Consider the following 13,491-nt stretch of genomic DNA (forward strand, 5'->3'; position numbering starts at 1 on the left):
CCTGTGCGGTGGGCTCATCCGCCTTCTCACATCAGCTTTGACGGCCTCGCTGTAACGACGCATTGGTCATGTCCTCAAGCCCCCGGGTGTACTGATTAGGGGGTGACAACTTTCCTGAAACTGGGGGAGGCGGCTGGCAAAGCCTGGGCTGGCAGCTGCAAGAGGCTGGATCAGAGCTACCTGTCGCACCTACTCCCGGTGCTGATCTGCCAGACGCACCTACCGGTGCGATCGATTTGATCGCTCCGCTCGCGCCAGAGCCAGAACAAGTAGCTCAGCCATTGCCTGCTGTTGAACCAGCAGAAGTGCCAGAAGCGCAATGGGAACCAGAGCCCGAACCAGAGCCAGAACCAGCAGCAGAGCCCAAGCCAGATGCAGCCCCTGCGCCAGTAGCAGCGCCTGATTTTCAGGCCATGACCAAGGCGCAGATCCTTGAGCACTGCTCAAGCGTCTATGGCGTAGAGCTTGATGGCAGCCAAACCAAGGCGGAGCTGGTGGAGCAGGCCACGGCACTGGCGCAGCTACCGGTTGAGTTGCTGGATGGCCCGTCACACCCTTAGTGCCCTTAGGGGCGCCATGCGAATCAGCGCCGCTTGGCGCGCGCTGGGTTTTTCATCAGACGGTCGCGCTCAACTGCCTTCAGCCATCAACTGTTGTGCAGGCTGGCTGCTTACAGTTAAGTGATGGTTCTGCTGCCTGGCTTTTGCCATGACCGCCAGCACGCAAGAGTTGATTAAACGCATCCGCGAGCACAGCCCCCAGATGCAGGAGCGTTTTGGTGTGCGCCGCCTGCGTTTATTTGGATCTTGGGCACGGGGCTCAGCTCAGCCTGAGAGCGATGTGGATGTGCTGGTGGAGTTTGAAAACCCTGCCAGCGCCAGGCACTTCTTTGGCTTGCAATTTTTTCTGGAGGACTTGCTCGGCAGCCCAGTTGACCTGGTGAGCGAAAAGGCCCTACGCCAAGAGCTGCGACCGATGGTGGAAGCCGATGCCATCACCATCTGAGCGGCGAAGCCAGCGGGACTGGCAGCTCTATCTCAATGACATGGAAGAGTTCGCTCGCCGTGCAATCAGCTATTGCGCAGAGCTCAGCCAAGACGATTTCGATGCCAATCGCCTTGTTCAAGATGCCGTATTGCGCAATATCGAATTAATAGGAGAAGCGGCGACACGTATTCCGCAGGACGTACGTGACGCCTACCCGTCAATCGCATGGAGGCAGATCGTGGCCATGCGCAATCAGCTGATCCATGGCTACCTCGGAATTGATCTGGAGATCGTCTGGGATGTGGTGCAGGTAGAGCTGCCTTCGTTGCTCGAGCAATGCGTCCAGCTGCGCGCGCATCGGCAATAGCTGTTGATCTGGGGGCGCCTCCCTCTGCTCCCTGCCATCTAATGACCATTGCCATGCGCACCAGCGTTGCGATCAGCAGTGGCGGCTTCAGCGCCCAGCTGATCCGCCTGCTGTCACCTGCTGGCTGCCCTGGTGAGGCGGTGTGGGTGCCGCCCAATGAAGTGCAGCGCTGGAAGCAGCTGGGGTTTGGACGTGCGCCGATCCCAGCTGCGGAATTGGAGCTGAGCTGGCAGCCAGCTGGCCCGGAGTCGGGCGGCCTAATCCCGATCGAGCTGCTGCTTAATCCGCGCACCACGCCTCCCAATGCGGTGACGGTGGACTGGGGCGATGGGGTGAGCGAAACCCTGCCCTGGCCCGTAGGCGGCGATGGCAATGGCCGGCTGCGACACGGCTACACCAGCCGTAGGAACTACACGATCACAACAGAGCTCACCGGCAGCGGTGTTACGGCAACGCTGCTGGTGAGCTTGGCGGGCTGTCCGATCTGGTCACCGGAACCACCAGCACCTGCACCAGGTCCTAGTCCCAACCCAGCGCCTGGCTCTGTGATGCCCTTGATCCCTGGTGCTGGCATTGCGGGCGGTGCTTACGACGGCAGCAGCTCCCAGCAGTGGAGCCTGACGCCATGGAGTGGCGGCAGCAGTGCTGGTGGTGTGCCCCCCAGCGATGGCTCTAGCTCCTTATTCCTCTGTGCTGATGGCAGCTGGGCCATGCCGCCTGGCAGTAACGGCGGCACTCAGTGGTTTAACGGCGCCGGACCACCGCCGCTGACGATCAGTGGTGCTAATCCAGGTGACTACTACCTGGACAACCTCAGCGGCAACTTTTATGTGCTGGAGGGTTGATCGGCAATAGCGAGTAGGTCGCACCAAGCGGTGCGCGCGGCAACGTTGCAGCTGATTGATGCCCTGGAACCAGAGCTTGAACCTTGTTGGTCCAACCGGTCCTGCAGGTGCTGCTGGAGTAAGCGGAGAACCAGGTGCTGCTGGCCCGGCTGGAGAAAGCGGGCCTGCAGGTGAAATAGGCCCTGCAGGCCCGCAGGGTCCTGCTGGACCAGCGGGCCCGGCTGGTGAAAGTGGCCCTGCAGGTGTGGCCGGCCTAGCTGGTGATGTTGGTCCTACTGGCATAGATGGCCCCCCTGGAGAGCCTGGCCCTGCTGGCCTTGATGGGCCCACTGGCGTAGCTGGACCCCCTGGCGAGCCTGGCCTTACTGGAGAAGCAGGACCAGCTGGCGCTGCCTGTAATACCGAGTTCCGCGTTGATGCAGGTGTGCCGCAGTACTACTTAGCAGCAGAAGGTCGCTGGGGAAACCTTGCTGTTTTGGCAGTGGCTTCTGCGCCCGCTACTGCCATGGCTGAGCTGGATCCAAACCTTGAGGCCCGCTCCCTTGATTCAGCCATAAGCCAAGACGACGCATCTTTTGGCGAGGGTCAATGAGCTGGCTAGAAGCGCTCAACCTTGCCGGGCCGGCTGGTGGTGCTGGTGCACAAGGAGCGGCAGGAGCAACCGGTCCTGCTGGACCACCTGGCGTGGCAGGAGCAGTTGGCGAGCCTGGTGCTGAGGGCCCTGCTGGCCCGCAAGGAGATCAAGGGCCCCTTGGTCCTCAAGGTCCTCAGGGCCCTCAAGGAGCGCCCGGCGTGCAAGGCAGCCAAGGCGCTCAAGGTCCCCAGGGACCGCAAGGCCCTGCAGGCAATCCCGGTCCAGCAGGAGCGCAAGGGGCCATGGGGCCTACTGGTGCAGCGGGCCCGCAAGGCCCTGCAGCTACAAGTGATTTCCAGGTGCTTGCTGGTGTTCCCCATGCCTATATGGCAAATCAGGGGACCTGGGTGCCGCTTGGTATTGAGCCGCTTGCTCCTGTTATTCCAGAGGTGGGCGCACCGATCGGCGGCGGCTACTTTGCTGGCTTGATTAGCCATACGGCTGATGGCAACCCCACCCATTACCTAATCGTGGCGCCGCGTGATGCGGGTGCTACCGGCGGCTCAAATACCGGCATGCCTGAGGTTTACCCCCAGGCTTATAACCCGACCTATAGGGACTATGGGCCAAGCGGTGGTTGCGGCAGCAGGCATGACGGCTGGGCGAACACCGAGTGGATGATCCAAAATGGTGTTCACCCTGCTGCCCAGTGGTGTGCGGCCCTAAATATCAACGGCTACGACGACTGGTACATGCCAGCGCACTATGAGCTGGAGATTGCCTACTTCCATCTCAAGCCAACAGCTACGGCGAACGTAGCTGATCCCGCCTATGGAGATGGGATCAACCCATATGCAGTGCCAAGGCGTGACTACCTATTCCCCCCATACGTGCCAGCCCAGTGCTTAAACCCAGCATTTCAGTGGGGCGGCGCGGAAGCATTTATACCACTTATTCACTGGACGTCATCAGAGAGGGATACGCGCGATTGCTACGTGTTGAGTACCGATAGCGGCTTGTTCTCTTGGATGCCAAAGATATTTATTTCACCCGTGCGCGCCATGCGCAAGATCCCCTACGGGTCGCTCTAATCCAGCCCGCTTGCTGAACGCAGTTGCGGCTTGCTGTTGGCTACCGAGGTGGCGTCCAGTAACCGTTGTAAGCACGCACGGCACTTTCGGTTCGGAATCGGAGCAGCGATTGCTGGATGCCTGTGGGAACACTGTAAGCAGTCGCACCACACCGATGTACCCGCGAACTAAATCTGCACATTCCACTGAAGTGCTAGAGAGTGCTCTCCTGACGCTTGAGTAAATCAGCACTCGCATCACGGTGCTCGCTCTTAACGCATCCAGGAACCCTGAGCAGTAGCCAACGGTATTTTTTTAACAGTCGTCAAATCTAGACTTGTTTTGGGCCGCTTGTGATGGATTCTTTTTTGCCCACTCCGCCATTGCAGGATTTTTTTGAAGATAAGTGGTCCAGCAATTACCTGGAACTTGCTTGTTATCTTTGCTTAGGCCTGTACTTCCGTTTTGCATGGGGCCAGGTGCGGTGTTAATTGAGTTCTTCTCTTTTTCAAATGACTCTTGAAGTGTGTTGGCTGACAAGCCACTGCTGCTACTTGCTTCTGCTGCCATGATTTCCGTTGAAGTTCTTGCCTGGCCGCTCCCTAATTGGGTTACCATTTGCATTTCACTCATGAAATCTTTTGCAGGCCTTTCTTTTTTGAATTGGATATTCATCATTACTTTTTTGCCTTCTTTGTCAAAACCATTTACGAGAAAGTTATAATCGTGTTTCTTTGCAAGAAATCCTAACAGACCTAGCGGGCCGAATATTATTGTTGTAGCAATGCCTACTCCAACACGCGCATCGCTACTCCCTCCTCCACCCCAATTAGTTACGCGTCCTGTTGGTATTGTTCCGTAAGGTGAAGTTATTTCGTTTGGAGTTACTGTGATCGTGCAATCCGTTCCACCGCAGTATCCCTGGTATGATCCAGCAAGTGCACTGCCTGTTGGCAATGTAAGCATTGCACAGATTGCGCCAATGGTAAATTTATTTTTGAGCATTATCTTGTACGTGAAACTTACGCAAGTTACCATGAAAAGCGGTCCTGAGATGCTTGTGAACAAATTTTAAAATAATTGGCGTAATTTTGCTGTCTGTCCGACGACAATCTGGTTGAGGGGCGCATCAACCTGATTGACACGGGACAGCTGTCTAACAAAATAGAATTGTTGAATAGTCTGAGCCGCCTCGGGCTAGCGGTGCGATACGGCAATAGCTGCTGTTGACACACCGGGCTGCTGGCCCGCATGACCATGGCTTGGGTAGCAGGCGGCTCTCTTAAGGGTCCACAGGGTGAGCAAGGCATTCAGGGCGCCCAAGGAGTGCAGGGCCTTGCTGGCGCTGATGGCGCCCAAGGCGTCCAAGGACCACAGGGTGAGGCTGGTATCCAGGGTCCGATTGGCCCTGATGGTGTTCAAGGCCAGCAGGGCATCCAGGGTGCTGCGGGTCTGGGCATCACCTTTAGGGGCCAGGTGGCAACAGAAACGGAGCTGCCAGCGGATGCAGCCCAGGGCGATGCCTACATCGTTCAGGCCGATGACTCCTTTCGGGTGTGGGATGCGGCCAGCAGCACCTGGGTGAATGGTGGCTCGATCCAGGGACCACAGGGAATTGAGGGCCCTGCAGGCGTTGCTGGTGTTCAAGGAGAAGTAGGTCCTGCTGGCGCTCAAGGCGTAGAAGGACCAGCCGGCGTGCAGGGCACGCGCGGTACGGGCTGGTTCAACGGCAGCGGCGCTCCTGCAGAAGATATCCCTGGCTCTATTCCAGGTGACCTGTACCTAGACAAGGACAGCGGGAATGTGTACACCCTGAGCTGAGCGGTGGCCTGGTCGCTTGCTGCCAACCTGCAGGGCCCGGCTGGCCCGAGCGCTGTGTCGGCTGATGCCGGCAACAGCGCCAGGTTGGGCACTGACGCCAAGGTGTTTGTGCCCTCCTCCCTTTACGTCCTGCCTGCAGCGACGGCCAAGGTGTTGGGCGGCATCAAGGTGGGTGCTGGGTTGAGCATCACCGCCGATGGCGTGCTCAGTGCTGCGATGGCAACCACCTACGTCAATAAGGCTGGTGATGTGATGAACGGCCCGCTGCGCTTTGCCAATAGCGGCGGTGTTTCAACCTTCAATGGCCGTGACGTTTACCTGTACTACGACGGGACCTTCTTTCGCTGCCAGTTGCCGTCAGCTAGATCGGCCTGGCGAATTGAGAACAGCAGCGGCCAGGTGACCTTTGGATCTTGTCCTGCAGCGGCTAACCCGCCGGTTGCGGCCAGTGACCTGACCAACAAGGGCTATATCGACAACCTCGTGAGCGCGCTTTTAGATGAGCTGCTGGCTCTCAAGGCAGAGGTGGCGGCCCTCAAGGCTGCGACCTGAGGCCTTGCTACTGGCTTGTTGTGCTCTCAGCAGATCGCTCCTGCGATTGCAATGCTGCGCCAATGACCCAAAGCGCTGCAATGTGCCTCAGGGAACCTGGCAGCAGGCTCCAGTTGACGCGAGCTTGAACCCATCTCTGCTTTGAGTGGATGAGCTGGTCTGATCTGGAGCGGTTGGTGGCCGATGCAGAAAGCAGCCCGGCACTCCAGCAGGTCCTGCGTCAGTGCCATAGCCGCCAGGAGCTCCTACGCACCGCCCGCCAGCTGGGCTACCGGCTCACCAGAGCTGACTTACAAAATGCCTGGCTGGAGCACCACAACGCAGCGGAAGTGCAAGGAGGGGATAAAGCCTCCAATTACTAAACCCCAACGCTTCTGCAAGGACTGGCGTGCCCTAGCCAGCCCACTGCCTTAGCCAGTCCCCGAGCTCGCGGGAGCCACGCAGCGAGGCCGGGCGCGGCAGCATGTAACGAAGTCGTTACATGGCTCTCATGACAGTCGGGGAAGTCTTTCTGGAGTCGATCTCTAGCGGTGTGATCACAGAGCATGAAATCTCCTGGGTTGCCTCCCACCAAGGTGCCTTTGCCCGCCACGAGGAAGCCCTGGCGCTTCGGTTGGGGCGCTTGGTAGACGAGGGGCAGATCAACCTCGGGTGCCGCCTGCCCAGTCGTCTTGTCCAGCACAAGCTTGTGCTCAACGAATGGATCGAACCGCTCGGCCGGCGCCGCGGCAGAGCAGCCGTTTGTGCCTGACACCGCAACAGCTCCGATGACTCAAGCCAAAACATTGCAGTACTGGCAGAACATGCGGATCGCCATGGAGGCGGCAGGGGCAACTTCAAGTGCCATCTACAAACGAGCACTGGCTATCACCCAAGGCCTGCCAGATCCCCTTGCCCCTCAGGATTCAGCTCGGTCGTAACGGCTAGCCCCCTTTCTGAGACGGAGGCAGCACCTCCGGTGGCGGTCCTCCTTTCGCCTTGATCACCGGCAGAACTCCCACAACTCCAGTTCTCAAGCCTTGGGGGCGCTGGTGCTGTAGCGGCTCGGCGAACTTATGCCGCCTGTTGCTCATCGCCCACCGAAGGTGGATGGCCCACCAGCTCAGAAGACTCGCAAGCGCTGATCCAGCTACGCAGCAGCGGGTAGCGCTGAACCATCGCTGCGTATTCAGCTGATTGACGGTAGCTGGATTCCAAAAGCCGGTAGTCAAGGTCCTGCTGCATGGACTGCTGCTCACCGCAAACCAGCTCTGCTGCTAGCGCGAGATGCCTGCGGTCTGAATGATCAGTTGTCATGGAGATCAAGCGGGCGCCAAGGACTGCGGCAAAGCGCTATGCATCAACCCTGCTGGTGACGGCTGGCGGCTGCTGCTCCTGTCAGTGGGAGCAGACAGAAAGCGTCGCTAGTAGCCGAGCAGGCCAGAGCTGGGCGCCCCTTGCATCGCATGTTCACAACCTGTTACATTGGCTTTAACACTTCGTCACAATCATGACTGAGTCCGCTTCTCGCTTTGGTTTCGTTGCTTTCGCCGAAACCTGGAATGGCCGTCTGGCAATGCTTGGTTTTGTGATCGGTCTTGGCACCGAGCTGCTCACCGGCCAGGGCATCCTTTCCCAAATCGGTCTGGGTTGAACGTCATGGAAACCGATTACACCACTGCAATTTCGGTCGTAGCCCTGATCACCGTTGTGCTCTCGGCAATGACGATCTACGTGCTGAGCCGGCCTACGGACCTGGCTAAGAGGGTTGGATGATTTCTGCAATCACCATCGTTCTTTTCGGTGCCTGGATTGTTGGTGCTCTCAACCAGCCGGATCTTGCTGATTGAGACTCTAGCTCTTGCTTCTTCAGCTTCCACGCAACTGTTCCGCCACCAAAAGCCATGACCAACACTCCTTCTAACGGCCCAGCGCTTGATAACAGCGCGGAACAGCTGACCCTCATGGAGCAGCTCAAGCAAGTTGAACTGTTTAACGGCCGCGCCGCCATGGTTGGCATCGTCACCGGCATCGTGATGGAAGGCCTCACCGGCTTTGGTATTGCCCATCAAATCGGCCTCGGCGCCTTGGTTGATGGCTATGCCGCCTGCCGTACTCAGTTCCTGCCCTTCTGTTTCTGAGCTTCTGTTTCTGAGCTTCTGCAGGCCATTTATTTTCTGACCCCTAGGTATTGCCTGGGGTTTTTTTATTGGATGCCAATGGATTAACCGGCGGCCTCCAAGGCCGCCGGCTGGCCGGCTAGACGGACCAGCGCAGGGGAGGCTCAAGCTCTTGGGGCTCTTCTTCCAGCTGGATTAGCCACCAGGCTGCTGGATAGGCGGGCTCGGGCTGGGGTTCCTGCCATTGACTGGAAGACTGAGCTTCTTCCCAAGCATCAATGAGGGACTGCATGGTGGTGGAGAGCGGGAACATCGCTGTGATGCAAAGAACGCGCACCTGACACCCCGAGAAGCGGGGAAAACTGGAGAGCGGTTTTGCAGAGCCGATGGGCCCCTACATCCAGCTGAGGTGCTGAATGGGCGCTTCTGCTCAGCGCACCTAGCGGTGCGGCAGCGGGCACGGGCCTTTGCGGATTGCCCGAGCGGGAGCGAGCGGCTTGAGCAGGCAGCCCGCTGCTCTACTTCCAGCTGACAAGCCGGCAGAAGGCTCAATGGAACCCGACCAGGCGGGAGCGGTGGAATCCCCTGGCTCGCTATTGCCCCACCGGTAAGTGCCCGGTTTGCACGGCTTGCACGGTTTTTCAGCGGGGACAAACGCCGCGGAACCCCAACCAGGCGGGAGCGGGTGGAGCAAGAAAGCCCGCTGCTCTGGACTGTTTCCCGCTCTCTTTTGCTCCTCTACCCGCTAGTCCTGCCACCAGCCAGCACCCCAATAGAAGGGGGCCTATGGCCCCCTGGTGGGATTAGCAGACTGAGACGGTGACGCCGGGGAGGCCCTGGAACTTGCGTGCAAAGGCAAATGCCTTCTCAGCAGGGATCAGCCGCATCTTCTTGACCGGCTTACCGCGCCTCCCGAAGTGCTCAACGGTGCAGGGCTGAGCACCGCTCTTTTTGATACCGGGCGCATAGCGATGGACGATCAGCAGGCGGATATTGCAGACGGGGCCTTGTGGAGCTGCCATGAAAATTTTGGCGAGGAACCCCTAGGTGACGCCCCACGGCGCATCAGCAGGCAAGGGTGGCGTAGCCACTTGCGCAGCCCTTTCCGTCTGCGAGCAAGTGAGGGCAACCTGCAAGGGGTGCTCGACGAATTACCAGCAGTGCCCCAAAGCCAACGGTGCTAGTTGGGCATGACTACTCATAATTGTGGCCTGCAATTAGCAGTACTGGGGCGAGGAGTGCACACATGCTGAATAAAGCAAGGTATAGCGTGCAAGCAGGTTTTTGCTGACAATATGGATTAGAATTATTCCTATGCTGCCCCTGGGTCCCGATGGGTTGGATTTTTGATGCCGCAATTCTGCTAGGCGAAGGAGCTGTTATGGGTATGACAGAAGAGCAGAACGCGAATAAAAAGCTAGTTGTATGCAGAAACTGCCATGCCGAAGCCGAGAGAAATAATGCTTACTGCAGTATGTGTGGCTCCCATGAACTCGTGAGAAAAGATAAGTTTCTAAAGGAGCTAGAAAATAAGGCCCAAGCCGCGAAAGTTCTTGAAAAAGAATTTAAGAGAATGTCTTTAGTATTTGCAGAGCTGCAAGCTCTGCAACGCGGAATGCATTGCTCTGCCTGCATTCGCGACTACACTGAAAACGCCCGTTTCTGCTCAGGCTGTGGAGCGGCATTGGTCACCGTTCAGCAAGAATATATCGAAGCCGTAGTGCTTACAAGGCACCCGTGGTTAGCCAAAAATAGCTTTGAACTAAGGGAAAGAAAAAGTCAATGGGAGGCGTTGACTGCCGACCAAGAAAAGCAAAATGCTGAGCGTCAAGAAGAAAGCAGCCAGTTCGTCAAATCTATTGCCAAAAGAGCAGCAAAAATTTCCATAAGGGGGGTGGGAAAGGGCTTAAGCTTTCTCGGCAAGACAATAGATCAAGCCATAAAGTAATAACTATTAAACACATAAAGACACCAGACGGCAAGAGCCGGCTCGGGCAGCAAAGCATTAAGCCCTACAGGATAATTTGTTAGAATAGAATGCATAGCCTGATATATATCAAGTACCGAGATGGCGCTGCCGGATAATGGCCAGATGCTATTAGCCACTCGACTCAGCCAAGACTGCATCTGGCACTTCTGCCTCTGGGCAGATCGCATCCACCGCCTGCCGAGCTGCGCTGATCACCTGCAGCAACACCTTGGGGGATTGGCGCAGCACTGATATCCAGCTGTGGAGATAGGCGGCGTGATTGGTGAGCTCACAGCCGATCTGCAGCCGCTGCCCCAGCAGAACGCTGCCCAGCTCGGCCACAAGCTCTTCTCGGGCATAGGTGCTGGAGCCAAAGGCGCCGGATTGATCCCGCTTAAGCCGTGACGCGTGGCCGGTGGAATGAATGGCCTCGTGGCCCCAGGTGGCATAGAGCGCTGGCGCCCCGTGGAAGCTTTCGCGCAGCGGCAGCTGAATGCGATCGGAGCTGGTGGAATAAAAGGCCCGCTCACCGCCCCAGCTGGCTGGCACCGGCCAAGCAGAGAGAACGTGCTCGGCGCGGGCGATCGGCTCGATCGCTGGCCAGGCCTCGGGGGCTGGCATCCGTGCGGCGATCAAGCCAGCCAGCGCATCACCCTCGAGATCGCCGGCATTGAATACCGGCACGGGGCGGTAGCTGGCCCAGCTGTGGAGCACCTTCTCGCCATTGGACGCCTCCTTCTCGCTGGAGTGCAGCTGGGGCCGCAGGATGCGGACGGACTTTGAGCCTTTGCGGGGGAAGATGCCCAACTTTTTGGCCTCGGCAAAACCGCACCAGAAGGGCAGCTCAGCGCCACGCATGGCCATGCCGAGCTCCAAAAGGATTGGATTACTGCCGCGATAGGCACGGCCTGTGAGCAGATTGATGTGAACACCACCGGTGTGGCAATCCCAAGGCTTGCGCCATGGCGTGCTGCCAGCTTCTAGGAGCTCGATGAGATCACGAACCAGCGCTTCTTCTGGCGAAGGATCTGAGCTCTTACTACGTGACTTTGGTGATGCGGCCATTGGAAAGCGCGCAAAGGACTTGAAGTGATCGCGCCGGTGAGGGCAAGGGCGGCGTTAGCCGCTCGCGTAGCCCTTGCGCCACCTGCGCACACTGAAGTTCCCTGCGCGTACCAAACCCTTGTCCTCCAAGCTCTGTCGCACCGCCAGGTGCGCCCCGCAGACCACCACCGATAGGTGGGCTCTGTAAACCAGCACCGCTAGGTCCACTTAGCGGGGAAAGAGATAAAGCAGGCCGCCGATATGGCGGCCTGCAGGAGCTCAGATAAGCGCCACCTCCCCAGGGAGCAGAACCCGGCGCTTCTGGGCTGCTGCCAATACCTCTTGGCGATAGAGCTCTTCTCCAGCGGCGCTAAGGGCTGAATCGATGGCATCGATTCGGGCTAGGCACTGAGCGATGGCAGGCAGCACCTCTTCTTCTAAGAGGGTGATTTCCTCTTCTCCATAGGGCTGCTCGCTCCAGGTGCGGCGCAGCGGCAAATCACGCCGCAGCAGCTGCTCGATGGAGCGCGAGGCGCGATCAAGCAGCAGGAAGGGATCTTCCTCTGGCCGACAAAACTTGGACTGGGCAGCTTGTGATGCCATGGGATTCGGCGCCAGGTGTGGCGCAGCGATGGGACCGATCCCAGAGGCGTACTGACGGAGGAAGGAATCACAATGGAGAGGACCCGAAGTAAGCCCCACCGGAAGCCGACCCAGCTAGTGCGAGCCTTCTGCGCAGGTCAGGTCAAGGCTGGAGCGATCAGATCTTTCGCAAACGCGGCTTATTCAGGTGATGCACCGCATGCACCACCACGCCAAATAGCTCTGAGCGATCAAATACCTCTAGGTCCAAAGGAATTGCTGCTTCTCCAGGCCGCACCGGTTCAAGTAACCACTGCTCCCCCTGCCGCAACAGCGGCCGCATCAAGAAGCTGCCCTGGTGGGCAACGACGACGACATGGCCTGAGCAGGGTTCAACGCTGCGGTCAATCACCATCAGGTCGCCATCATTTATGCCGTGCTGGCGCATGCCATTGCCGCTGGCCCGCATGTAGAAGGTGCAGACCGGGTTAGGAATCAGGGCGGCATGGAGATCCAAGCCCTCACCCAATGAACCCAAGCAGAAGGGCACAGGCTCTCCAATGGGCAGGTCGGCCAAGATCAAACCAGCAATAGCACCAGTACGGCTGTTCTACTCCTGGTGAGGCGGCTTGGGTTGGACTGGCTCAGCTGCCTGCTTCTGGCCAGGGAACCAGCTTCATATCCCCCACCTTGTTCCAGGTTTTGCATTTGGGATCAGCCAGCCGGTAGATAGCGCTGCCATCTAGCCCAGTCTTGGTGACGACCAGGACCGGCGCACCTGGCCAGCCGATCCGCCAAATCTGCTCATCACCTGCCAACACAATCAAATCGCCGGTGGCGGGGTGCTTGAGGTCTGGGGCCATCGCTGCACCGTAGAAAGCCATTGGCGATTCGTTGCTAGTGCGGCAAAGCAATCGGTAGGGGCGCGCACGAATCAGGTACGCCTGGCTCCGCGCCAGGCGGCTGGGCACTAGGCCACCAGCTGCTGCCGCAGAGCCTCAAGTGCCTTCTTCTGAGCCCGCTGCACGGACATGGCGCTGATTTGCAGCTGCTCTGCTGCAGCCCGCAGTGAGAGGCCCTCAAGGATGGTGAGCCGTAGGGCTGTGGCTTGAGCTGCAGGCAGCTGATCTACTAGGGAAGCTCTGGAAAGCCACCGTGCGGCCAATCACCATGAAGTCGCTGGCATGAGTCTCATCCAGCGACCTGGCTGAGCCCCTGGGTTATCCAGACCTTCCCTAGCTGCTCCAGCGCCAGATCATTAGCGGGGCCGGCTGCTTCTTGCTCTGGGCTGGCCAGCTGATCGAGCAGGCATGGCTCGCCAGCGGCGTGGCCATCAAGGCTGATGTGACCTAGTGGGCACTGACCCTGCTCATGCGGCTCTTGACGCAGCAGCAGGCAGGGCTGAATCACCAGCCACCAACTGCATGAACCGAAAGTGGAACATCGAGCCACACGATCTCACCTCAATAACATTTATTGTGTCGGCCGGGTGAAGAATTGATCCGCGACAAACCCCTAGACGCTGGAGGCATGAAAGGGTGTCAGGCATCTTGATGCATGCCATTTCGCCAGTTTGGACAC

At 58.5% G+C, this 13,491-nt stretch carries 23 protein-coding genes; 14 read left to right on the top strand and 9 right to left on the bottom strand.

All coding sequences use genetic code 11. From position 1 onward, the window contains the following. Positions 1 to 413: 413 nt before the first annotated feature. From KBZ22_RS04470 to KBZ22_RS04500, 7 genes are all read left to right on the top strand, one after another. Positions 414 to 560, top strand: coding sequence for a hypothetical protein (locus KBZ22_RS04470; protein WP_255021189.1), 147 nt, complete (start codon positions 414 to 416; stop codon positions 558 to 560). Between the two features lie 148 nt (positions 561 to 708). After that, positions 709 to 1,005, top strand: coding sequence for a nucleotidyltransferase family protein (locus KBZ22_RS04475; protein ID WP_255020198.1), 297 nt, complete (start codon positions 709 to 711; stop codon positions 1,003 to 1,005). Then, the gene (locus tag KBZ22_RS04480; RefSeq protein ID WP_255021190.1) at positions 989 to 1,354 is read left to right on the top strand and encodes a DUF86 domain-containing protein; all 366 of its coding nucleotides are present in this window, start codon (positions 989 to 991) and stop codon (positions 1,352 to 1,354) included. The genes KBZ22_RS04475 and KBZ22_RS04480 overlap by 17 nt, the downstream gene beginning before the upstream one ends. 41 nt (positions 1,355 to 1,395) lie before the next feature. Beyond that, the gene (locus KBZ22_RS04485) at positions 1,396 to 2,199 is read left to right on the top strand and encodes a hypothetical protein (protein ID WP_255021191.1); all 804 of its coding nucleotides are present in this window, start codon (positions 1,396 to 1,398) and stop codon (positions 2,197 to 2,199) included. A 244-nt stretch (positions 2,200 to 2,443) separates the two neighbouring features. Beyond that, on the top strand, positions 2,444 to 2,791 hold the full coding sequence (locus tag KBZ22_RS04490; RefSeq protein ID WP_255021192.1) for a hypothetical protein: 348 nt from the start codon (positions 2,444 to 2,446) through the stop codon (positions 2,789 to 2,791). 21 nt (positions 2,792 to 2,812) lie between these two features. After that, complete coding sequence (locus KBZ22_RS04495; RefSeq protein WP_255021193.1) at positions 2,813 to 3,262, top strand: hypothetical protein; 450 nt, start codon at positions 2,813 to 2,815, stop codon at positions 3,260 to 3,262. Beyond that, on the top strand, positions 3,223 to 3,864 hold the full coding sequence (locus KBZ22_RS04500; protein WP_255021194.1) for a hypothetical protein: 642 nt from the start codon (positions 3,223 to 3,225) through the stop codon (positions 3,862 to 3,864). Before KBZ22_RS04495 ends, KBZ22_RS04500 begins: the two co-directional genes overlap by 40 nt. 294 nt (positions 3,865 to 4,158) lie before the next feature. Here KBZ22_RS04500 and KBZ22_RS04505 read toward each other — a convergent pair whose 3' ends face one another. Continuing rightward, positions 4,159 to 4,848, bottom strand: coding sequence for a hypothetical protein (locus tag KBZ22_RS04505; protein ID WP_255021195.1), 690 nt, complete (start codon positions 4,846 to 4,848; stop codon positions 4,159 to 4,161). Positions 4,849 to 5,100: 252 nt separating this feature from the next. Between KBZ22_RS04505 and KBZ22_RS04510 the strand changes: the two genes are divergently transcribed. The 4 genes from KBZ22_RS04510 to KBZ22_RS04525 all read left to right on the top strand — a co-directional run bounded on the left by KBZ22_RS04510 (position 5,101) and on the right by KBZ22_RS04525 (position 6,967). Next, positions 5,101 to 5,664 carry a hypothetical protein gene (locus tag KBZ22_RS04510; protein WP_255021196.1) on the top strand — a complete coding sequence of 188 codons (564 nt, stop codon included), beginning with the start codon at positions 5,101 to 5,103 and terminating at the stop codon, positions 5,662 to 5,664. Positions 5,665 to 5,667: 3 nt separating this feature from the next. Next, positions 5,668 to 6,216 carry a hypothetical protein gene (locus KBZ22_RS04515; protein WP_255021197.1) on the top strand — a complete coding sequence of 183 codons (549 nt, stop codon included), beginning with the start codon at positions 5,668 to 5,670 and terminating at the stop codon, positions 6,214 to 6,216. A 149-nt stretch (positions 6,217 to 6,365) separates the two neighbouring features. Beyond that, the gene (locus KBZ22_RS04520) at positions 6,366 to 6,578 is read left to right on the top strand and encodes a Nif11-like leader peptide family natural product precursor (RefSeq protein WP_255021198.1); all 213 of its coding nucleotides are present in this window, start codon (positions 6,366 to 6,368) and stop codon (positions 6,576 to 6,578) included. Between the two features lie 128 nt (positions 6,579 to 6,706). Next, positions 6,707 to 6,967, top strand: a complete 261-nt coding sequence (locus tag KBZ22_RS04525) for a hypothetical protein (RefSeq protein ID WP_254936676.1) — start codon at positions 6,707 to 6,709, stop codon at positions 6,965 to 6,967. A 302-nt stretch (positions 6,968 to 7,269) separates the two neighbouring features. Here the strand turns inward: KBZ22_RS04525 and KBZ22_RS04530 are convergent, their stop codons facing one another. Continuing rightward, positions 7,270 to 7,440: a hypothetical protein gene (locus KBZ22_RS04530; protein WP_255021199.1), complete on the bottom strand. Its 171-nt coding sequence runs from the start codon at positions 7,438 to 7,440 to the stop codon at positions 7,270 to 7,272. A 265-nt stretch (positions 7,441 to 7,705) separates the two neighbouring features. Here KBZ22_RS04530 and KBZ22_RS04535 point away from each other — a divergent pair, with 265 nt between their 5' ends. Next, the gene (locus KBZ22_RS04535) at positions 7,706 to 7,849 is read left to right on the top strand and encodes a chlorophyll a/b-binding protein (RefSeq protein WP_094560385.1); all 144 of its coding nucleotides are present in this window, start codon (positions 7,706 to 7,708) and stop codon (positions 7,847 to 7,849) included. A gap of 250 nt (positions 7,850 to 8,099) precedes the next feature. Further along, positions 8,100 to 8,336 carry a chlorophyll a/b-binding protein gene (locus tag KBZ22_RS04540; RefSeq protein WP_255021200.1) on the top strand — a complete coding sequence of 79 codons (237 nt, stop codon included), beginning with the start codon at positions 8,100 to 8,102 and terminating at the stop codon, positions 8,334 to 8,336. A gap of 782 nt (positions 8,337 to 9,118) precedes the next feature. Here the strand turns inward: KBZ22_RS04540 and KBZ22_RS04545 are convergent. Next, positions 9,119 to 9,337 (bottom strand): hypothetical protein, encoded by a 219-nt coding sequence (locus KBZ22_RS04545; RefSeq protein WP_255021201.1) that lies wholly within the window; start codon positions 9,335 to 9,337, stop codon positions 9,119 to 9,121. A 311-nt stretch (positions 9,338 to 9,648) separates the two neighbouring features. Here KBZ22_RS04545 and KBZ22_RS04550 point away from each other — a divergent pair, with 311 nt between their 5' ends. Next, entirely contained in the window at positions 9,649 to 10,263 is a 615-nt protein-coding gene (locus KBZ22_RS04550; protein WP_255021202.1) for a hypothetical protein, read from the top strand. A 150-nt stretch (positions 10,264 to 10,413) separates the two neighbouring features. Here KBZ22_RS04550 and KBZ22_RS04555 read toward each other — a convergent pair whose 3' ends face one another. The 6 genes from KBZ22_RS04555 to KBZ22_RS04580 all read right to left on the bottom strand — a co-directional run bounded on the left by KBZ22_RS04555 (position 10,414) and on the right by KBZ22_RS04580 (position 13,320). Continuing rightward, positions 10,414 to 11,349, bottom strand: a complete 936-nt coding sequence (locus KBZ22_RS04555; RefSeq protein WP_255021203.1) for an ArdC family protein — start codon at positions 11,347 to 11,349, stop codon at positions 10,414 to 10,416. Positions 11,350 to 11,607: 258 nt separating this feature from the next. After that, on the bottom strand, positions 11,608 to 11,931 hold the full coding sequence (locus tag KBZ22_RS04560; protein ID WP_255021204.1) for a hypothetical protein: 324 nt from the start codon (positions 11,929 to 11,931) through the stop codon (positions 11,608 to 11,610). Positions 11,932 to 12,088: 157 nt separating this feature from the next. Beyond that, positions 12,089 to 12,487: a LexA family transcriptional regulator gene (locus tag KBZ22_RS04565; protein WP_255021205.1), complete on the bottom strand. Its 399-nt coding sequence runs from the start codon at positions 12,485 to 12,487 to the stop codon at positions 12,089 to 12,091. A 67-nt stretch (positions 12,488 to 12,554) separates the two neighbouring features. After that, positions 12,555 to 12,881, bottom strand: a complete 327-nt coding sequence (locus KBZ22_RS04570; protein ID WP_255021206.1) for a hypothetical protein — start codon at positions 12,879 to 12,881, stop codon at positions 12,555 to 12,557. Then, entirely contained in the window at positions 12,881 to 13,075 is a 195-nt protein-coding gene (locus tag KBZ22_RS04575; protein ID WP_255021207.1) for a sigma factor-like helix-turn-helix DNA-binding protein, read from the bottom strand. Before KBZ22_RS04575 ends, KBZ22_RS04570 begins: the two co-directional genes overlap by 1 nt. 26 nt (positions 13,076 to 13,101) lie before the next feature. Then, positions 13,102 to 13,320 (bottom strand): hypothetical protein, encoded by a 219-nt coding sequence (locus tag KBZ22_RS04580; RefSeq protein WP_255021208.1) that lies wholly within the window; start codon positions 13,318 to 13,320, stop codon positions 13,102 to 13,104. Positions 13,321 to 13,491 lie beyond the last annotated feature (171 nt).

The sequence above is a fragment of the Cyanobium sp. L1E-Cus genome (genome assembly GCF_024345755.1).
In the GTDB taxonomy this organism is placed as follows: Bacteria; Cyanobacteriota; Cyanobacteriia; order PCC-6307; family Cyanobiaceae; genus Cyanobium_A; species Cyanobium_A usitatum.